Raw genomic sequence first — 19,451 nt, 5'->3', positions numbered from 1 at the left:
AGGCCGGATCGACGTAGGATGTCGATCCGGCTATGGGTTACAACAGAATGCTGCTCAGGATGAACCCGAACAGTACCGAGAGCGCGATGGCAATGACGCCGGGGATCAGAAACGCATGGTTGAAGACGTACTTCCCGATGCGGGTTGAGCCGGTGTCATCCATTTCCACCGCCGCCAGCAACGTGGGGTAGGTGGGTAACACGAAAAGTGCGGAAACCGCAGCGAACGAAGCGATGGCCGTCGCAGGGGCGACGCCCAGCATCAGTGCGGCGGGCATCAGCGCTTTAGCGGTTGCAGCCTGAGAATAGAGCAGCGTGGAGGCGAAAAACAGTACAACCGCCAACATCCACGGGTAGCTCTGCAACAGTGCGCCGGCGGTGCTCTGGATGTCGGCGATGTGTGCTTTTACGAAAGTATCGCCCAGCCAGGCGACCCCCATGACGCATATGCAGGCGCTCATACCGGATTTGAACGTGCTGGCAGTCAGGATGCGTGCGGTTTCAATTCGGCAGCTCAGGCAGATCAGCGTAGCGACCGTTAGCATGAAGACCACGATGGCTTCGTTGCGCGGCAACACTGGGTTGCGGATCAATGCGACCGCGTCGCTGATGGCGGTGGCATAGAACACCACTGCAACAATGCCGAGCAGAAATAACAGCACCGAAAGTTTCGCGCCGGGCTTCAGTTGCATGTCGCTTTGGCCGCGCAGAACCACCTCACTTTTGCGCAGGCGCTCCTGATACACGTCGTCGTCTTTCAACTCTTTGCCCAGGAAATTGGTGATGATGGCGGTCAACAAAATGACGGCCAGGGTGGTCGGGATGCAAATGCCCAGCAGCGTCAGGTAGCTAACGCCTTTGGGCTCCAGCAGCGAGGCGACAAATACCACTGCCGCGGAGATCGGCGAGGCGGTAATGGCTATCTGGGAGGCGACGACGGCAATAGATAACGGACGAGACGGCCGGATCCCTTGTTCTTTAGCAACCTCGGCGATGACCGGTAGGGTGGAGAACGCAGTGTGGCCGGTACCGGCCATCAGTGTCATGACATAAGTGACCATCGGCGCCAGAAAGGTGACGTAGCGCGGATGACGCCGCAGCAGTTTCTCCGCCAGGCTCACCAGGTAGTCCATGCCGCCCGCCACCTGCATGGCGGCGATAGCGGCGATGACCGCCATGATGATTTCGATAACATCAAACGGAATGGATCCCGGCTTGATATGAAAGCCCAGCGTCAGTACCAGAACGCCAAGACCACCTGCAAAGCCGATGCCGATTCCCCCCAGTCTTGCGCCGAGGTAGATGGCGAGTAAAACGATAATGAGTTCCAGGGTAAGCATGATCATGCTCCTTTTATTTTTGTTGCCAATATTGATTTGTTTTTATGGTTGCGTGCCGTGAGCGCCGAATGGCGCGGATACAATAAAGGCACGCAGTCCCTGGCGGGGCTGGCGTGCCTTCAATGAAGAGAAAGCGAAGTTACGATGCGTCGTTATCTTCGGTATAACGCCGGGCTTTGTAGGCCGGATGCATCAGGTTCTGTACGGAGAAAATGTCGTCCAACTCGGCTTCGGTCAGCAGGCCGCGTTCCAGCACGACTTCGCGAACGCTTTTGCCGGTTTCGGCGCAGATCTTGCCGACGATGTCGCCGTTATGGTGGCCGATGAACGGGTTCAGATAGGTCACGATGCCGATGGAATTGAACACATAGGATTCACAGACGGATTTGTTCGCCGTGATCCCTTCTACGCATTTTTCCAGTAAGTTACGGCAGGCGTTGGTCAGAATATAGATGGATTCGAACATGGCCTGACCAATGACCGGTTCCATGACGTTCAACTGCAACTGACCCGCTTCCGCCGCCATGGTGACGCAGGTATCGTTGCCGATGACTTTGAAACAGACCTGGTTCACCACTTCCGGCACCACCGGGTTGACCTTGGCCGGCATGATGGATGAGCCAGCCTGCAGTTCCGGCAGATTGATTTCGTTCAGCCCTGCGCGCGGGCCAGAGGAGAGCAAACGCAAGTCGTTACAGATCTTGGAGAGTTTAACCGCCAGACGTTTCAGCGTGCTGTGTACCATGACGTAAGCGCCGCAGTCGGATGTTGCCTCGATCAGGTCTTCCGCCGGCACGCAGGGCAGCTTGCTGACGTCCGCCAGTTTTTGCACCGCCAGATGCTGGTAGCCTTCCGGTGTGTTAAGGCGAGTACCGATGGCGGTTGCGCCCAGGTTCACCTCCAGCAACAGTTCGGCGGTGCGCAGCAGATTTTTATTCTCTTCTTTCAACAACACGTTGAAAGCGTGGAATTCCTGGCCCAGCGTCATCGGCACTGCATCCTGAAGTTGGGTGCGGCCCATTTTCAGAATGTTTTCGAATGCTTTGGCTTTGTGTTCAAAGCCATCGCCCAACTGGGTGACGGAATCCACCAATTTCAGGATGGCGCTGTAAACCGCGATGCGAAAACCGGTCGGGTAAGCGTCGTTGGTGGACTGACACTTGTTGACGTGGTCGTTGGGGTTCAGGTACTGGTATTCCCCTTTCTGGTGCCCCATCAGCTCCAGCCCGATATTGGCCAACACTTCGTTGGTGTTCATGTTGACGGACGTACCTGCGCCGCCCTGAAACACGTCGACTGGGAACTGATCCAGACATTTGCCGTTCACCAGCACTTCGTCGCAGGCACGAATGATGACGTCTGCAATTTTACGTGGGATGGTCTGCAATTCACGGTTAGCCATGGCCGCCGCTTTCTTGACCATCACCATTCCGCGCACAAACTCCGGTATGTCACTGATTTTCTGGTTACTAATATAGAAGTTTTCGATAGCACGTAGTGTATGAACGCCGTAATAAGCATCAGCAGGCACTTCGCGCGTACCCAATAAATCTTCTTCAATACGGATATTTTCTGACATGAGTTATTTCTCTTATATTCTACTTATTTGGAATTTATATGATGTATCGTCTCACCGTGGATAACTGAGGCAGAATGTTTGACCATTATGTCTCCAGCTGTTGTTATGATATTCTGCCGCATGGCGGAGTTTCCGTTGCGCTGATCACAGATGAAGGTCTGTCCCCCCTGTTCTGTGGAAATTGTGATAATAGTCACGACCTGTTACTAAGTAAAAAAATCTGTCGTTCTATCAGTTGAAAATAGCGGCAATCGCTACCATCTGCTGCATTATAGGATGCGTCTCGCTACAACTGGTCGTATCTTCAGGCCAGTTGCCTGAATGATGCTCGGGTAGGATAAGACGGCGAGTTGTCGGAGAAGCATATTTTTTATTAATGCGTTGAATCTGAACCACAGGAGCACTGGGTGCGCTGGATACCGTTTTTGCTGATTTTCCTTCTGGTCTATGTCGAAATCTCCATTTTTATTCGGGTGTCCGAAGTATTGGGGGTGGCGCCGACGTTGCTGCTGGTCGTATTGACGTCCTGCGTTGGAGTATCAATGGTGCGTAATCAGGGCATGAAAACCCTCATTCAGATGCAACAGCGCCTGCAAACGGGAGAAAGCCCGGCGGCCGAGATGGTGAAAAGCGTTTCCCTGGTGTTGTCGGGGTTTCTGCTGGTTCTGCCCGGTTTCTTCACCGATTTTCTGGGATTGCTACTGCTGCTGCCTCCCGTACAGAAACACCTGACGATGAAGCTGATGCCGCATCTGCGCGTCTGGCGCAGTTCTCCTGGCGGCGCATCGGGCGGCCATACATTCGAAGGTGAGTTCCAGCGCAAGGAAACTGATTCGGATCAGGATCATATCGAGCATCAGGACGATCGAAAAAACCGCTGATTTACAGCGGTTCTTGCTGTGGCATACATCCCTTACCTCTTACTGTGGGCCGACACGGAGCGCTGTTGAAAATGCTCCCGGCGTTTTGCCCTGTTTATGTAAAAAATGACGCTTAAGGAAAAAAAATTTATTTGTTCCCTTGAAGCGCCCGGATACGTCCCCATCTAGTTCACCACAAGGCCGGGTGTCAGGGTTCATCCGGCATTTAACCTAAACCGATATGGACTTTCTCAAAGGAGAGCTATCAATGAAAATTCGTCCATTGCATGACCGCGTGATCGTCAAGCGCAAAGAAGTTGAGTCAAAATCTGCTGGCGGCATTGTTCTGACCGGTTCTGCAGCGGGTAAATCCACCCGTGGTGAAGTCCTGGCTGTTGGCCATGGCCGTATCCTGGAAAACGGTGAAGTGAAACCGTTGGACGTGAAAGTAGGCGATATCGTTATTTTCAATGATGGCTATGGCGTGAAGACGGAGAAGATCGATAACGACGAAGTGTTGATCATGTCTGAAAGCGACATTCTGGCGATTGTTGAAGCCTAATCTTACGTAATCATCTGAACTGAACGAAACGAATTCAAGGGAAACTACCAATGGCAGCTAAAGACGTAAAATTCGGTAATGACGCTCGGGTAAAAATGTTGCGTGGCGTCAATGTGCTGGCTGATGCAGTAAAAGTTACGCTGGGCCCAAAAGGCCGTAATGTGGTTCTGGATAAATCCTTCGGCTCGCCGACCATCACCAAAGACGGGGTGTCCGTTGCACGTGAAATCGAACTGGAAGACAAGTTCGAAAACATGGGCGCTCAGATGGTGAAGGAAGTTGCTTCCAAAGCGAACGATGCTGCGGGTGACGGTACTACCACCGCTACCGTACTGGCTCAGGCTATTGTTAATGAAGGTCTGAAAGCTGTTGCCGCCGGCATGAACCCGATGGACCTGAAACGCGGTATCGATAAAGCGGTTATCGCTGCGGTTCAAGAACTGAAAAACCTGTCTGTTCCTTGCGCTGACTCTAAAGCTATCGCACAGGTAGGCACCATCTCCGCCAACTCCGATGAAACCGTGGGCAAACTGATTGCCGAAGCGATGGAGAAAGTGGGTAAAGAAGGCGTTATCACCGTTGAAGAAGGCACCGGCCTGCAAGACGAACTGGACGTGGTTGAAGGTATGCAGTTCGATCGCGGCTACCTGTCTCCGTACTTCATCAATAAGCCGGAAACCGGTTCTGTTGAGCTGGAAAGCCCGTTCATTCTGCTGGCTGACAAAAAAATCTCCAACATCCGCGAAATGTTGCCGGTGCTGGAAGCTGTCGCCAAAGCAGGCAAACCGCTGCTGATCATCGCTGAAGACGTAGAAGGCGAAGCGCTGGCGACTCTGGTTGTCAACACCATGCGCGGTATCGTAAAAGTTGCTGCGGTGAAAGCGCCGGGCTTCGGCGACCGTCGTAAAGCTATGCTGCAGGACATCGCTACCCTGACTGCCGGTACTGTGATTTCTGAAGAAATCGGTCTGGAGCTGGAAAAAGCCACGCTGGAAGATCTGGGCCAGGCTAAACGTGTGGTTATCAACAAAGACACCACCACCATTATTGATGGCGTGGGCGATGAAGCCACTATTCAGGGCCGTGTTACCCAGATTCGTCAGCAGATCGAAGAAGCGACTTCCGACTACGATCGTGAAAAACTGCAGGAGCGTGTAGCTAAACTGGCTGGCGGTGTTGCGGTTATCAAAGTCGGTGCTGCGACCGAAGTCGAAATGAAAGAGAAGAAAGCCCGCGTTGAAGATGCGCTGCACGCGACCCGTGCTGCCGTTGAAGAAGGCGTGGTTGCTGGTGGCGGTGTGGCGCTGATCCGCGTTGCTACTGCTATCAGTGGCCTGAAAGGCGATAACGAAGAGCAGAATGTAGGTATCAAAGTTGCTCAGCGTGCGATGGAAGCGCCGCTGCGTCAGATCGTTTCCAACGCCGGTGAAGAGCCGTCTGTTGTAGCCAACAATGTGAAAGCGGGCGAAGGTAACTACGGTTATAACGCTGCGACTGAACAGTACGGCAACATGATCGATATGGGTATCCTGGATCCGACTAAAGTCACTCGTTCTGCACTGCAGTACGCGGCTTCCGTCGCCGGCCTGATGATCACCACCGAATGTATGGTGACTGAGCTGCCGAAAAGCGATGCACCGGATTTAGGCGCCGCAGGCGGTATGGGTGGAATGGGCGGCATGGGCGGCATGATGTAATGCTCTGTCGTCAGGTTCGGGTGGCTTTGTCACCAGAGCCGACACCGCGTTTTGAAAACACTACCCGGCAGCCGCCGGGTAGTGTTTTTTGTTGGTGCTTCGTATTGCACGTCATAACATCGTGATACTTTCCTGACGGATTCAACTTATTGCGTTGTAGCCTCGGTTTATCCTGTCGGAATGTTGCGTGAAAACTGTACAAACCGTTAACGACACGTTCGGAACGTGTTATCGGCGAACTATTCTGCGCTACAATAAACGCGGTTATTTTATTTACTAAACAATGCCGGGTGGGATGCATGTCCGATGAGGCGTTGGCTCACCTGCACTCGGTTGAGTGGTGTGCGCCTGAAGTTTTACCTGCGACAGTCGCAGAATGGTTGACCAGCAGAGATTCAATGACACGCCTTCTGGAGCGTTATTGTCGATGTTTGCGCGTTCAGGTAGAGACTGAACGCTTCGTTGCTTCGCTGAGGATACCGGAAGAGCCTTCTCTTTTGCCGTTGAGCGAGCGCTATTGGTTACGTGAAGTGACGCTGTTTGGCGATGATCAACCCTGGCTGTTTGGGCGAACCGTCATGCCGGAGCAGACGCTAAAAGAAGCGGAAATCGATTTGACCCAGATAGGCAATACGCCGCTAGGGCGCTATCTCTTCCTGCAAGGGCCGCCGGTTCGCGACTTTATCCATACGGGGCGGAGCGGGCAACTTTGGACGCGGCGTTCGCGTTTGTTTCTTGCGGGCAATCCGTTGTTAATCACCGAGCTCTTTTTACCGGATGCTCCGATTTATTTCCCTGACAGGTATCAGGACTAACAGCAGAAAGGAGAATCAGGCGTTGGAAAAACTGCTTGCGGCAGAACGTTGGGGTGCGTATTGCCGGTTGATGAGAATAGACAAGCCGATTGGTTCGATGCTGCTGCTGTGGCCGACACTGTGGGCGCTATGGCTGGCCGGGCGTGGAACACCGACTCTTTGGACGCTGTGGGTATTTGTGGCGGGTGTTTTTTTGATGCGTGCCGCGGGCTGCGTGATTAATGATTACGCTGACCGCCATTTCGATGGTCACGTCAAACGCACGGCATCCCGGCCTCTACCGAGTGGTGCTGTGAGCGAACAATCCGCCAAGGTGCTGTTTGTCGTGCTGGTGTTGCTGGCATTCGGGTTGGTGCTGACCCTGAATCCGATGACCATTTGGCTTTCGGTGATCGGCCTGGCGTTGGCTTGGGTCTATCCGTTCATGAAACGGGTCAGCCATTTGCCCCAGCTGGTGCTGGGCGCCGCATTTGGATGGTCGATACCGATGGCTTATGCCGCTGTCAGCGAATCGCTCCCGGTGACTTGCTGGCTGATGTTTTTTGCCTATATTTGCTGGACGGTCGCCTACGATACGGAATATGCGATGGTGGATCGCGACGACGATCTGAAAATCGGCGTGAAATCCACTGCCATCCTGTTCGGTAGCCACGACACGTTGATCATCGGCGTTTTGCAGCTGATGACGTTAGCGGCGATGCTGGCGCTGGGAAGGATGATGGCGTTGAGCCAGATTTTTTACTGGTCGGTGCTGATTGCCGCTGGGTTGTTTGCCTATCAGCAGAAGATGATCGCCGGGCGTGAGCGGGATAACTGTTTCCGCGCATTCAGAAATAACAACTATGTCGGGATGGTGTTGTTCTTCGGCATTCTGTTCGGGTTATAAAAAAACACCCTGCCGGCGTGTGCTGGCAGGGTGGGTCATCTCTTCAGGCGTACTGGCCGGGCCGCCATGCTCCAGGAACGCGGTTATTCCTCTTCATCTTCCTTTCTGGTTGATTCCTTCGCCTCGTCGGCCGTTGTATTGGCTTCTGTTACACAGGCGCTTTCTATGGTCAGTTTCACTTCCGGCGTCAGTAAATCGCCGAGTATGTCGTAAATTTCCTGCACATTGTCGTGAACGCTATCTCCGCTGTCGCTGATGCAGCCTTCCATTCTCAGTGTATCGACCAGTGTTGAGAATACGGCCTTATCGAAGAATTCCGGCGCATTGATACCATGCAGTACGGAGAGACGCTGGGCCATGTTGCGGCTTTCTTTTTCCAGCGTACCCCGGCTAAGCGTCGGGTTGGCATTCAACAGCGATAACGTAATGGCATAACGCTGCAACGTCTCACGGATGCCGGCTGCAAGTAATTGCAGCGTGCGGATTTTGGCCGGGTTCAGCTCGACGGCATCTCCCCTATTGACGATCAACTGCTGTCGGCACAATTCCTGCGTCAGTGCATTGAGTACGCTACCAAGCTGTGTTTTATCGTAGTGCAGGAACAGTTCGGCCTGCAGCAATGGATAGAGTAAAGAGACCTGCCGCAATAACTCGGACGCAGCGATTTTGCGATGATGCATCACTATGCTGGCGATCAGCGATGGCAGCACCAGCAAGTGATGAATATTGTTGCGGTAATAGGTCATCAGTACGGCCTGCTCGCGTGGCAGGATAATGATGTCGCCGATGCTATCCTTTTCCACTTCGAACTTGTTCATGCCTAGCGCATGATCCAGCAGTTCGGACGCACTTTTCGTCGGCACGGTAATGTCGCCGGTATAGGGCACGTTACGCAGTAATTGCAGGTAGCATTCCAGCTGTTCTTCCATCTGCTCGCGGGTGAGGGAGCGCTGACGAGAGGCCAGCAAGGCGGTTGAACACAAATTCATGGCATTGGCCGCTGCCGCATTGTTGATTCGCACCATGATACTGGCGGCGATGCTCTGGACGGTCGGCGTCAGCCAGACTGGCCGCTGCGGCTCGATCGGGTCGATGTCGTCGCGCCATTGCGGTACGTGGGTGTTGAGGTAGCTGGTCAGCGATAGCGGTTCGCCGATGTTTACGTACCCTTGCCCCAGATTACGCAGCTTACTCAGGCCGCGCACCATCTGTATGAACCCTTCTTTTTCTTTGGTAGCGCCGCGCAATTCCTTGGCATAGGTTCCCACTTCCATCACATGTTCGTAACCAATGTAGATAGGAACCAGTGTTATGGGACGGGTTCCGCCACGCAGCATGGCTTGAATCGTCATCGCCAGCGTGCCGGTTTTAGGTTCCAGCAAACGCCCCGTGCGTGAACGGCCGCCCTCGACAAAATACTCTACGGAATAACCGCGGGTGAACAGTTCGCCCAGGTATTCGCGGAACAACGTGGAATAGAGCTTATTGCCTTTGAAGGTTCGGCGGATGAAGAAAGCGCCGAGACGGCGGAAAATCGGCCCGGCCGGCCAGAAGTTCAAGTTAATGCCCGCCGCGATGTGCGGAGGCACCAGCCCCTGGTGATAAAGCACATAGGAAAGCAGCAGGTAATCCATATGGCTGCGATGACAAGGAACATACACCAGTTCGTGCCCGTCCTGAGCCAGCTGGCGGACCCGCTCGGCGTTATGGACGTTAATCCCTTGATATAACCGGTTCCAGGTCCAGCTCAGGACGCGATCGGAAAGGCGAATCGCTTCGTAAGAAAAATCGGCGGCGATTTCTTCCAGCAGGGTAATCGCGTTCTGTTGCGCTTTCTCGTGGGAAATCTTTTTTACCCGCGCTTCATCATCGATGGCTTTAGCTATTGCTTTGGACGACAACAGTTTGTTGAACAGATCCTGCCTTGCGGGCAGTCTGGGGCCGACTGCTGCCAGTCGTAGTCGGGAAAAATGCATCCGCGCTACGCGAGCCAGCTTGTGGGCGATGGTCTTGTCAGTACCATGTTCTGTGGCCATATAACGCAGGGATACCGGCGTTGAGAAACGCACGAAACTGTCCCGTCCCAGCCACAAAACGGCAAAAAATTTCTCGATGCCGTTCAGCAATCGTAAATGTGGCGTTTCCTGATTCTGCTGGCCTTCGCGGCCAGGTGAGCGTCCGAACATGACGGACACGGGAATCATCTGGATATCCAGATCCGGATTATTACGGTGCAGATCCAGGTAGTCATGAAAGAGCTTGATCGATTTCTCTTTCGGGACGTAGTAATGGAACACGCGCGGGCCGTCATTGACAAAGACGTAACTTGGCAACGTCTTGCCATCAATATGGAGTGGCTGCAGCGGATCCGGCAAACCGAGCTCGCGGCATTTGGTGCGCAGAGTCAGTAAATCCGCTTTGGAGTTGTAGGGCAGCACATAGAAAATCGGCCGGGACGGATCCAACTGTTGTTCAGCAACGGGATCCTGGGGAATAACTTTACTCTTCACCAGGAATTTAAGGGGAATATTCAGTAATTTATAGTAAATTCTACGCCAACCTGACATAACAACCAGAAGCCTCCTGTTAGCAACGCGCCGAAAGGATACCAGAAACCCGACAGGATATCTGTGGTGATACGTTCGTGCGGGCACGTTAAAATTGCGTTCAATCACAAATTACAGGTGGAGCAAGTATGAATAAAACAACGGGGTTCACCCGGCTCGTTAAAGCAACAGGGTACTCGTTGCAAGGATTGAAACAGGCATGGCTGCACGAAGCGGCATTTCGTCAAGAATCGCTACTGACTCTCGCCGCGATTATTATTGCGTGTTGGCTACCGGTTTCAACGATTGAGCGGTTGTTGCTCATCGGTTCGGTGGTGTTGATTGTGTTGTTTGAGCTTGTCAACAGTGCGATAGAAGCGGTTGTGGATCGTGTCGGGATGGACTATCACGAATTGTCCGGCAGGGCGAAGGATATTGGCTCGGCGGCGGTGTTTGTCGCCTGTTTGCTGGCCGCAAGCGTGTGGGGAAGCTTGCTGTGGAGCCATTTTGCGTGAGGCTTCGAATATTCGCAGAAAATTCCGTGGAATAGCGTTCTTCCGGGTTCCCATTGCCGGTATCCCTGTATATACTCACAGCGAAACTGTATAAACAACCAGGGGGCGGGATGAAAGCATTAACCACCAGACAACAACAGGTCTATGATCTTATTCGCGATCATATCTCTCAGACCGGGATGCCACCGACCCGTGCTGAAATTGCAAGTCAACTCGGCTTTCGCTCGCCAAATGCAGCGGAAGAGCATCTTAAAGCGCTGGCGCGCAAAGGTGTCATAGAGATCGTTACCGGCGCATCTCGTGGAATCCGGTTGCTGATGGAAGAAGAAGATCAAGGGCTACCATTGATTGGCCGTGTGGCTGCTGGCGAGCCCTTACTGGCTCAACAGCATATCGAATGTCATTACCAGGTCGATCCCGCCATGTTCAAGCCTAACGCGGATTTTTTGCTGCGCGTCAGCGGTATGTCGATGAAAGATATTGGTATTCTTGACGGTGATTTGTTAGCTGTTCACAAAACCCAGGATGTGCGTAATGGTCAGGTCGTCGTTGCACGTATTGAAGATGAAGTGACGGTCAAGAGACTGAAAAAGCAGGGGAATATTGTGCAGCTGCTGGCAGAGAACAAGGATTTTGAGCCCATTGTCGTCGATTTGCGTGAACAGAATTTCTCGATTGAAGGTTTGGCCGTCGGCGTAATTCGTAACGGCGACTGGAGCTGATTTTTCTCGCCGGTTTGATTCCGATTCCTGCTACTTATACAGTCTGGCTGGCGCTTTTTGTTTACCTTTACCGATGAGCGCCTGCCGTGACCTGTAAAATCCCTTTTGATGTGTGACGGTCGATGTTGAACCTCGTAGGTTGCCCGATGTTCAACGCTTCTTCACGATCAGGCTGTGATCATGATTGCAACTATCCCGCTGTTCGCAGGACTCCACCTGTTGGCATTCTCGGCAGAAACCATGCGCTTCCACAACGCTGTGCCGCATCACGAACCCTGACTGTTGCGCCAATTGCTGCAGCGTTTCTTCCACGCCTTCAGTCTGGCGTTCAGTCACTTGTCCGCACCGGTCGCAGATGAACAACGCGGAAGTATGGCTGTGTTCTTCAAAGTGGTGGCACAGCACATAGCTGTTGTTGGACTCGACACGATGAATAAATCCTTGCTCAAGAAGGAAATCCAGTGCGCGATAAACTGTGGGCGGCTTGGCTTGCGGCTCTGATGCACGCAGGAGATCGAGTAAGTCATATGCACTGATGGCGCCGGTTTGCTGTGCGATTAAACGCAGCACTTCCTGACGCTGGGGTGTAAGACGCACGTTGCGCTGCTGACAAAGCTGTTCGGCCTGAATGACAAGTTTGTCCGGATTGACGGAATCCATGGCAATAACCCTGAAGCCTGTTTGGGATCATGCGGCCATCTTAGCATGACAGGGCAAAAACACTGAAACGCGCCGCTTTAGCGCCTATTTGCCTTAGCTTGTGTTGGGTAGGTCAGGCGACCAGGTCGATCAGTAAAGCTCGCGTATCGGAGCCGGCCTGTAAAGTGAGACTCTTTTCCTGTTGGATGAATGCGCCATCTCCGCAGTGCAAATTCCGGCTCGCATCGGCGCAACCGCAAACGCGGATGCTGCCGTAGATGGATTGCAGATAACCGCTATTACCTTTCAATGGCAGGGTCTGCTGCTCGCCGGTTTTCATGTCCACATGGTGAATCCAGACCTGCTGGCGAAGGTGAAGGGCGTTTGGGGTATCTTCCGGCGAGGCGATTAACTGGTTGCCAGACGCTTGCAGCGTCAGCCGCTGCAGGGGGGAATTCTCGCGCGTCGGACACGCATCCAACCATAACTGAAGACGAGTCAACGGGGTTGTGTCGTCGATGTTGTGCTCGCTATAGCTAATGCCCGGCTGTGTTGCCAACAGTAATACGTCGCCCGCATCGGCGCGGATGTGGGCGCCGTTGCTATCACGGTATTCGGCCCGCCCTTGCAACAGAATATTCAGGATATCAACACGTGGATAGGTACGCGGCTGAAAGGCGGTTTTGGGTGACAACACTTCCTGGTTCAGCACGCGTAATGACGCAAACCCGAGATAATCAGGATCGAAATAGTGGCCGAAGGAAAAGGTATAACGAGCCTGTAACCAGCCATAGTCAGCCTGGCCGCACTGTTCAGCAACTCTGCTAATGATCATGGTATTTCAGACCCTTGGAATTGTTAATGCTGAGATGGTAATTGGCTGGACGATGGATTGTTAGCCAGTTAATCTGGTGGGTACATTCAAAAATCCTGAATGAGTGGAGAAATGGCAAAAGAACGAGCATTAACATTAGAAGCTTTACGGGTTATGGACGCTATTGATCGTCGAGGAAGTTTTGCCGCCGCGGCGGATGAATTGGGCCGGGTTCCCTCCGCGCTGAGTTACACCATGCAGAAGTTGGAGGAAGAACTGGATGTCGTGTTGTTCGACCGTTCCGGCCATCGAACCAAGTTCACCAATGTTGGTCGCATGTTGCTGGAACGTGGACGCATATTGCTTGAAGCGGCAGATAAGCTGACGACGGATGCTGAAGCGCTGGCGCGAGGATGGGAAACCCATTTGACTATCGTGGTGGAAGCGCTGGTGCCGACTGAACGTCTGTTTCCTCTATTGGATAAACTGTCGCTGAAAGCCAATACTCAGGTGTCGCTGCTGACTGAGGTGTTGGCGGGAGCCTGGGAGCGCCTGGAGCAAGGGCGAGCGGATATCGTTATTGCCCCAGATATGCATTTTCGCTCCTCCTCGGAAATCAATACCCGCAAACTCTACTCAATGAAGAACGTCTATGTGGCTAGCCCGGATCACCCGATTCATGATGAACCTGAGCCATTATCGGAAACGACTCGTGTTAAATACCGAGGTATTGCGATTGCCGATACTGCCCGTGAACGCCCGGTTTTGACGGTTCAACTGTTGGATAAACAACCACGGCTGACGGTGAGCTCAATGGATGACAAACGCCGGGCGTTATTGGCCGGGCAAGGCGTTGCGACGATGCCTTATGATCGTGTAGTGGATGATATTGCTGCGGGTCGCCTGCGGGTGGTCAGCCCGGAAAGCACGTTTGAAAGCAACATTATCATGGCGTGGCGGCGGGATAGTATGGGTGAGGCCAAGTCGTGGTTCTTACGTGAAATCCCCAGAATTTTCAATGTATCCTGACGTTTGCAGTGTCTGGTGCAACGGTTATGTCTTGCGCCGTCTGTCGGACGGCGACTGGCATCCCGTAATGATACTGACAGAAGTTGGTGAACATCTCGGTGCAGGAATGGCTTAGAATCCGTCTCGGCCGTGCGGCGTATCCAGCGTCGCTACCGGGCCGGCGGAGATAATGCCGTATGGATTGATTGTGCCGTGGCTGCGGTAGTAGTGATAACGAATATGCTCGATTGAGACGGTATCCGCCACACCAGGCATTTGGTAGATCTCCCGCAGAAAACCATGAAGATTGGGGTAATCACTTAATCGATAACGATCGCATTTGAAATGCGTGTGATACACCGGATCAAAACGGATCAAGGTGGTCCATAAACGAATATCCGCCTCTGTTAAACGTTCCCCCGTCAGATAACGCTGTCGACTCAGTGTGATCTCCAGTCGTTCAAGCGCTGTGAATAGGTGATGAACGGCATCATCGTAGGCCGCCTGTGTTGTCGCAAATCCCGCTTTATACACCCCATTGTTGACCTGGTGATAAATCCATTCGTTCAAATCGTCAATCTGCGCGCGTAACGCCTGTGGGTAGAAATCACCGTGTGCCGCGCCGCACGGGTCAAATGCGGTGTTGAACATGCGGATAATATCGGCAGATTCGTTGCTGACAATGGTGTGTTGCTGTTTATCCCACAATACTGGAACCGTTACCCAGCCGCTGTAGTCTGCTTTGGCGTGCAGGTAGAGCTGATAGAGAAATTCGTGCTGATAAAGCGTATCGCCGGTAGTGTGAGGGAAATTGACATCGAACGTCCAACCGTGCTCCAGCATCAGCGGGTGTACAACGGATATGTCGATATGCGATTCCAGCTTTTTGAACAAGCGTAATAGTAGCGTGCGGTGTGCCCATGGGCACGCCAGCGAAACATACAAATGGTAGCGTCCCGATTCCGCCTTGAAACCGCCTTGTCCGGTCGGGCCGGCGGAACCATCGGGAGTGATCCAGTTGCGAAAAAGCGTCTGAGGGCGTTTGAAATGCCCACCGGTGGACTGCGTTTCATACCAGGCGTCATGCCACACGCCATCAACCAGTAATCCCATATTCAGCTCCTTTAGGAAACGACGGTGGTGATAACGGTGTTATCACCATGGTGAACCAGCATCGGCGCATTACAGCTTGGCGGCATATTACCACTTTTTGTTGAGCAAGCGGTCGATGCTCAATGCGCCGGGGCCACTGACAAACAGCAGTACGTAGCCGCCGGCAATGGTGAGATTTTTCATGAACATCAGCTGGTTGACGCCTTGGGAAAAGTCACTATGGAAAATGAATGCGGTCAGCAAAGTGAATACGGCGGTAGCCATTGCAGCCGTGCGGGTCAGCAAGCCGAACAGTACAGCCAGCCCGCCACCCAGCTCCAGTAGAATGGTTAACGGCAGCAGCGCGCCGGGAACGCCCATAGCCTGCATATATTGTTGTGTCGCGGCATAAGATGCTCCGAGTTTCCCGTATCCGGCGGCAATAAACAGAATAGGCATCAGGATCCGAGCGAGCAGTAACAGGGCATTCTCAAAATTTTTCATTAATTTTCTCCAATCATCTCTTAAATGGAAATAGCAATAAAATTGCGTTAATTCAGCGTAATTAATCTTGGTTGCGCACATGTTATGGAGAAAGGGGAGTGGGTTCCAGCAAGTAATATTGTTGTTTTATGTCAGAAAAATTGATGTCTGTGGCGGCAGGCGAGTGTTTAAGGTCTGGGCAATAAGTGCTGCACCCGTTTTATCGTGCTCCATAGATTACCGGCTCGCCGTAACCAGCGTAATGTCCGGTGCGGTGAGCGCAACCCCAGCAGCACCAGGATCGGCAGCGCCAGCGGCAAATAACGGCGAACGCTTTCCCAGCGCTGCCAGTAGTGGTCGTAAGGCGCGGTAATAGCCAGATAGAGTTTTTTTTCTTTCATCAGCTCCAGACGTTGTTGCTGAATAGTTTGCAGCAGTAAGGATTTCTCTGTGGCAAGCTGCCGTTGTCGGTTCATTCCGATTTGTTTTCCAGTAGGGAACGGTCTGCGGCCAGTTCATTACGTGTTGCCTGCAACAGGGTGGAGCGGCGCACGCGCACCACTGTCCAGCCGCCGATGATTAACGCCAACATCAGGAACGCGGCGGTGATCCCCCCCAGCGCAACCAGACGCCACGCTGGATCCAGGCTCCAGATAATCAGAGCGACCAGACTGATCAAACCCAGGGTTGCCAGCAATAGCGTCAAGCCGACCATCAGCAACAACTGAATCAGTAGAATCTTTTCCTGTTCCAGTTCAACAACAGCCAGCCTGACTCTGGTTTCTACTATTCCGACCAGCAAAGAGAGGATCCTTTGTAACGATCCGATAGCTGCGCTAGCTGGCCCTTGGCGTTGCGGTTCCGTCATCGTGGATTACCGGCGGCTCAGCAGCAGACCAAGCACGATGCCCACCGCAGCGCTGAACCCGACGCTGGTCCAGGGGTTGGTGCGAATATAGGTCTCTGTGGATTGGGCGGCTTCGCGTGTCTGGTTGATTATTTGTTCACCCGTGTTATCCAGTTTTTCCCGTGACTCTTTGAGTACCGCCTCGGCTTTGTCACGCAATTTTTCCATCTCAGCCTTGGATTTTTCACTGGAAGATCGCAACACTTCTTCGAGAGTGTCGGCCAGCGAGCGGAGTTCCGCACGCAGTTGTTCTGAATCGGATTCTTGTGCCATGTGAACGCTCCTGAGTTTGGTGAGTATCACCATCAACTATAGTGTAAATTTTCCTCTCTGGAAGGGACGTGCTTGTGGATTATTCTGATAACACATTGTAATAAATAATAAATTTATTTAACTGATAGCAGTTTTTGCCTAAGCAAGGAAATGATGTGCTGATGTGCTGATGTGCTGATGTGCTGATGTGCTGATGTGCTGATGTGCTGATGTGCTGATGTGCTGATGTGCTGATGTGCTGATGTGCTGATGTGCTGATGTGCTGATGTGCTGATGTGCTGAAAAACTCACCCTAGTTTGAATGGTTGCTGGCTTAATTTTTGGCGCCAGATCGGGATGGCGTCGGGCTGCCGGGCTATCACGCTGGCCTGGGGAAGCGCTGATTTTAGCACCTCACTGGCGGCACGGCTTTGCTCGGGAGAAGAGAGCCGTACAATAATACTGTCGTCTTCCGGCGTAATACTTTTAATGCCGATGCCGTGTTCGTTCAGGCGCTGATAGATGTAAAAACCGTCCGGCAAGGCTGCGCCTTGATGCTGTGGAATGATATGCAACGTGACGTCATCCGCTGTACGGCGAGATGATGTCACCAGCACGACCAATGGCAGCAGAAGCAGCAATAGATGGAAAACAAATCCAGTTTTCATCCGACGGTTGATCATCGTTAATTTCCTTTTTCGCGAGGCACCATGCGTTTTTTCCGCCATAGAACAAGCAGAGAACCCGCTAACCCCACTAACAGCAATACGAGCGGTAACAGCATCAAACAGGACATTAACTGGTCTTCATACTTGCGAAATACCGGGCTTTTCCCCAGCGCAAAACCGAGAGAAACCAGAATAGTGACCCACAAAAAACCGCTCATCCAGTTGAAGAGCTGAAAACGAGCGTTATTCAATCCAGACAACCCGGCAATCGTGGGTAACAATGTGCGCACAAATGCCAGAAACCGGCCCATCAACAAGGCAGACAGTCCGTGACGATGGAACAACCGGTGTGCCCGTTGATGATAGTGTGCAGGAAGATGTGACAACCATCCTTGAACAACGCGCGTATTTCCCAGCCATTTACCTTGCAGGTAGCTCATCCAGCATCCCAGACTGGCCGCACTGGTTAACAGTACAATAGTGAAAGGGTAATTCATGGTGCCTTTGGCGACCAGGACGCCCACCAGAATCAGCAGGCTATCGCCCGGCAGAAACGCCGCGGGCAGCAGGCCATTTTCCATAAACAAGATCAAAAACAGCATAATGTAAATTGTCCAGACCAGTTTGGGATTAGCCAGGACGTCAAAATTCTGATGCCAGAGTGCATTCAACAGTTCTTTAACAATATCCATCTGGTGTTCCTGTACTGCGGTGTTAGGGCTGTACGGCTAAGAACCAACCCCCTGCCGGTGATGCTTACTGAAACTGAACCGGGACCGATGTCGGACACGGCGTACTGTAGGCCGAAAACTGTTGTGTATGCCGGGAAGCGACACAACACGGCGCTGACTGTTCATCGGATGGCGTACTCCGTCACGCGCTTGCACGTCTGATGAGCTGTTTATCCGTGTCCTGCCGATGGAATATGCAGTTTTACGCTTTTATTCTGATGAATATCCTTAACTGAACGAGCCTGAACATCAACCGGATGTTCATTTTGGCTGGTTGACCCTAACTGTGGGCTCTCAGGCGTAAAAAAAGTGCACTAACTGTAACAAAACGTCCGGACGCGAGATAGGAAAATATCACATATCTTTGGTCTGTAACTGACTGTTTATTGGGGGAAGGTTGTGAGTTCCGTCATATTTTACACATACTGACAGAACTCGACGTTGGATAACGTTTTTACCTCCATTGACGGCGAGGCGTGCGTGCCGGCTTAGGATTTGCCGTTGGTGATGTATTCCAGATGGACGACGGGGTTTTCAGCGAACATGTAACGGTCGACATTGAATTCGAAATCATCCGTGGTGGCGCGGAACAGCATCTGCTTGGTGTTTTCAAGGTGTTGCCACATCGCCAGCTTAGCGGCATAGGGATCCTTGCGAATCAACGCCTTGAGGATCTGATCATGATCTTCGCACCAGCTTTCGATCGACTTGTCGTCAATATGTTCGTGCAGTTTGCGCCAATAAGGGTTATGAACGCGCTGACTCCACATTTTTTCAACGATAGTCGCCAGTGCCGAGTTCTGGGTGGCCAGTGCAACCTGAACATGGAACTTCAGATCCCATTGAGAATCGCGGAAGCGATCTTCTTGGCGGGCATTTTCCTGAATTTCCATCAGTTGGATAATATCCTGACGAGTCACCTGAGTGGCGGCAAACTCGGCAATGTTACTTTCGATAAGCTGGCGAGCCTGTAGCAGTTCGAAGGGGCCGGTTGTGACAAAATCCGCATCGCCGTTGGGCGAAACCAGATGGCGTTGCTGGTTGGAAAGTACATGAATGCCCGAGCCTTTGCGTACCTCTACATAGCCTTCCACCTCCAGCATGATGATGGCTTCACGCACCACGGTACGGCTTACATTCATTTCTTCTGAAATGTTACGTTCGGCAGGCAGTTTTTCGCCGACCGGATACATTCCGTCCTCTATGCGTTGTTTGAGTTCAGCTGCCAGTTGCTGGTACAGCCGTCGGGATTCTGTCAGTGCCATATTGCCTGCTCTTAAGATAGAAAGCGTTTCCTGAGGTAAGCCTATCTCGTTAAAGGTGAACATCAATTTCA

At 52.5% G+C, this 19,451-nt stretch carries 21 protein-coding genes; 8 read left to right on the top strand and 13 right to left on the bottom strand.

Annotated features, from left to right (window positions below; translation table 11 throughout):
• Nucleotides 1–37: 37 nt before the first annotated feature.
• Both DPA2511_RS17470 and aspA read right to left on the bottom strand, forming a co-directional pair.
• Nucleotides 38–1,339, bottom strand: a complete 1,302-nt coding sequence (locus DPA2511_RS17470) for an anaerobic C4-dicarboxylate transporter (RefSeq protein WP_015855069.1) — start codon at nt 1,337–1,339, stop codon at nt 38–40.
• Nucleotides 1,340–1,478: 139 nt separating this feature from the next.
• The gene (aspA, locus tag DPA2511_RS17465) at nt 1,479–2,918 is read right to left on the bottom strand and encodes an aspartate ammonia-lyase (protein ID WP_015855068.1); all 1,440 of its coding nucleotides are present in this window, start codon (nt 2,916–2,918) and stop codon (nt 1,479–1,481) included.
• A gap of 407 nt (nt 2,919–3,325) precedes the next feature.
• Between aspA and DPA2511_RS17460 the strand changes: the two genes are divergently transcribed.
• The 5 genes from DPA2511_RS17460 to ubiA all read left to right on the top strand — a co-directional run bounded on the left by DPA2511_RS17460 (nt 3,326) and on the right by ubiA (nt 7,738).
• Nucleotides 3,326–3,799, top strand: coding sequence for an FxsA family protein (locus DPA2511_RS17460; RefSeq protein ID WP_015855066.1), 474 nt, complete (start codon nt 3,326–3,328; stop codon nt 3,797–3,799).
• Between the two features lie 247 nt (nt 3,800–4,046).
• Nucleotides 4,047–4,340: a co-chaperone GroES gene (locus tag DPA2511_RS17455; RefSeq protein WP_015855065.1), complete on the top strand. Its 294-nt coding sequence runs from the start codon at nt 4,047–4,049 to the stop codon at nt 4,338–4,340.
• A 50-nt stretch (nt 4,341–4,390) separates the two neighbouring features.
• Entirely contained in the window at nt 4,391–6,037 is a 1,647-nt protein-coding gene (gene groL / locus DPA2511_RS17450) for a chaperonin GroEL (protein ID WP_015855064.1), read from the top strand.
• 299 nt (nt 6,038–6,336) lie between these two features.
• Nucleotides 6,337–6,852: a chorismate lyase gene (ubiC, locus tag DPA2511_RS17445; protein ID WP_015855063.1), complete on the top strand. Its 516-nt coding sequence runs from the start codon at nt 6,337–6,339 to the stop codon at nt 6,850–6,852.
• Nucleotides 6,815–7,738: a 4-hydroxybenzoate octaprenyltransferase gene (ubiA, locus tag DPA2511_RS17440; protein WP_081636767.1), complete on the top strand. Its 924-nt coding sequence runs from the start codon at nt 6,815–6,817 to the stop codon at nt 7,736–7,738. The genes ubiC and ubiA overlap by 38 nt, the downstream gene beginning before the upstream one ends.
• An 83-nt stretch (nt 7,739–7,821) precedes the next feature.
• On the opposite strand, the gene plsB is transcribed toward ubiA, so the two are convergent.
• The gene (gene plsB, locus DPA2511_RS17435) at nt 7,822–10,305 is read right to left on the bottom strand and encodes a glycerol-3-phosphate 1-O-acyltransferase PlsB (protein ID WP_015855061.1); all 2,484 of its coding nucleotides are present in this window, start codon (nt 10,303–10,305) and stop codon (nt 7,822–7,824) included.
• 128 nt (nt 10,306–10,433) lie between these two features.
• On the opposite strand from plsB, the gene DPA2511_RS17430 reads away from it, so the two are divergent.
• A complete protein-coding gene (locus DPA2511_RS17430) occupies nt 10,434–10,799 on the top strand; it encodes a diacylglycerol kinase (RefSeq protein WP_015855060.1) in 366 nt (121 codons plus the stop codon).
• 110 nt (nt 10,800–10,909) lie between these two features.
• Nucleotides 10,910–11,521 carry a transcriptional repressor LexA gene (lexA, locus tag DPA2511_RS17425; protein ID WP_015855059.1) on the top strand — a complete coding sequence of 204 codons (612 nt, stop codon included), beginning with the start codon at nt 10,910–10,912 and terminating at the stop codon, nt 11,519–11,521.
• A gap of 150 nt (nt 11,522–11,671) precedes the next feature.
• On the opposite strand, the gene zur is transcribed toward lexA, so the two are convergent.
• Both zur and DPA2511_RS17415 read right to left on the bottom strand, forming a co-directional pair.
• A complete protein-coding gene (gene zur / locus DPA2511_RS17420) occupies nt 11,672–12,181 on the bottom strand; it encodes a zinc uptake transcriptional repressor Zur (RefSeq protein WP_015855058.1) in 510 nt (169 codons plus the stop codon).
• Between the two features lie 112 nt (nt 12,182–12,293).
• On the bottom strand, nt 12,294–12,995 hold the full coding sequence (locus DPA2511_RS17415; protein ID WP_015855057.1) for a pirin family protein: 702 nt from the start codon (nt 12,993–12,995) through the stop codon (nt 12,294–12,296).
• A gap of 111 nt (nt 12,996–13,106) precedes the next feature.
• Between DPA2511_RS17415 and DPA2511_RS17410 the strand changes: the two genes are divergently transcribed.
• Nucleotides 13,107–14,003, top strand: a complete 897-nt coding sequence (locus DPA2511_RS17410) for a LysR family transcriptional regulator (protein ID WP_015855056.1) — start codon at nt 13,107–13,109, stop codon at nt 14,001–14,003.
• A 111-nt stretch (nt 14,004–14,114) separates the two neighbouring features.
• Here DPA2511_RS17410 and DPA2511_RS17405 read toward each other — a convergent pair whose 3' ends face one another.
• The 8 genes from DPA2511_RS17405 to exuR all read right to left on the bottom strand — a co-directional run bounded on the left by DPA2511_RS17405 (nt 14,115) and on the right by exuR (nt 19,380).
• On the bottom strand, nt 14,115–15,095 hold the full coding sequence (locus tag DPA2511_RS17405) for a glutathione S-transferase family protein (protein WP_015855055.1): 981 nt from the start codon (nt 15,093–15,095) through the stop codon (nt 14,115–14,117).
• An 87-nt stretch (nt 15,096–15,182) separates the two neighbouring features.
• Nucleotides 15,183–15,578, bottom strand: a complete 396-nt coding sequence (locus tag DPA2511_RS17400) for a DoxX family protein (protein WP_015855054.1) — start codon at nt 15,576–15,578, stop codon at nt 15,183–15,185.
• A gap of 167 nt (nt 15,579–15,745) precedes the next feature.
• Complete coding sequence (locus DPA2511_RS17395) at nt 15,746–16,033, bottom strand: YqjK-like family protein (protein WP_015855053.1); 288 nt, start codon at nt 16,031–16,033, stop codon at nt 15,746–15,748.
• Nucleotides 16,030–16,425: a phage holin family protein gene (locus DPA2511_RS17390; protein ID WP_015855052.1), complete on the bottom strand. Its 396-nt coding sequence runs from the start codon at nt 16,423–16,425 to the stop codon at nt 16,030–16,032. Before DPA2511_RS17390 ends, DPA2511_RS17395 begins: the two co-directional genes overlap by 4 nt.
• Before the next feature lie 6 nt (nt 16,426–16,431).
• The gene (locus tag DPA2511_RS17385) at nt 16,432–16,737 is read right to left on the bottom strand and encodes a DUF883 family protein (protein ID WP_015855051.1); all 306 of its coding nucleotides are present in this window, start codon (nt 16,735–16,737) and stop codon (nt 16,432–16,434) included.
• Between the two features lie 287 nt (nt 16,738–17,024).
• On the bottom strand, nt 17,025–17,399 hold the full coding sequence (gene mzrA, locus DPA2511_RS17380; protein ID WP_015855050.1) for an EnvZ/OmpR regulon moderator MzrA: 375 nt from the start codon (nt 17,397–17,399) through the stop codon (nt 17,025–17,027).
• Nucleotides 17,400–17,401: 2 nt separating this feature from the next.
• Nucleotides 17,402–18,076, bottom strand: a complete 675-nt coding sequence (locus tag DPA2511_RS17375; RefSeq protein WP_015855049.1) for a DedA family protein — start codon at nt 18,074–18,076, stop codon at nt 17,402–17,404.
• A gap of 527 nt (nt 18,077–18,603) precedes the next feature.
• Entirely contained in the window at nt 18,604–19,380 is a 777-nt protein-coding gene (gene exuR, locus DPA2511_RS17370) for a transcriptional regulator ExuR (RefSeq protein WP_015855048.1), read from the bottom strand.
• Between the last annotated feature and the right edge of the window lie 71 nt (nt 19,381–19,451).

It is taken from the genome of Musicola paradisiaca NCPPB 2511, assembly GCF_000400505.1.
GTDB classification, from domain to species: Bacteria; Pseudomonadota; Gammaproteobacteria; order Enterobacterales; family Enterobacteriaceae; genus Musicola; species Musicola paradisiaca.
Note: the sequence above shows the minus strand (reverse complement) of the source record. Positions and strands in the feature narration are given on the sequence as shown.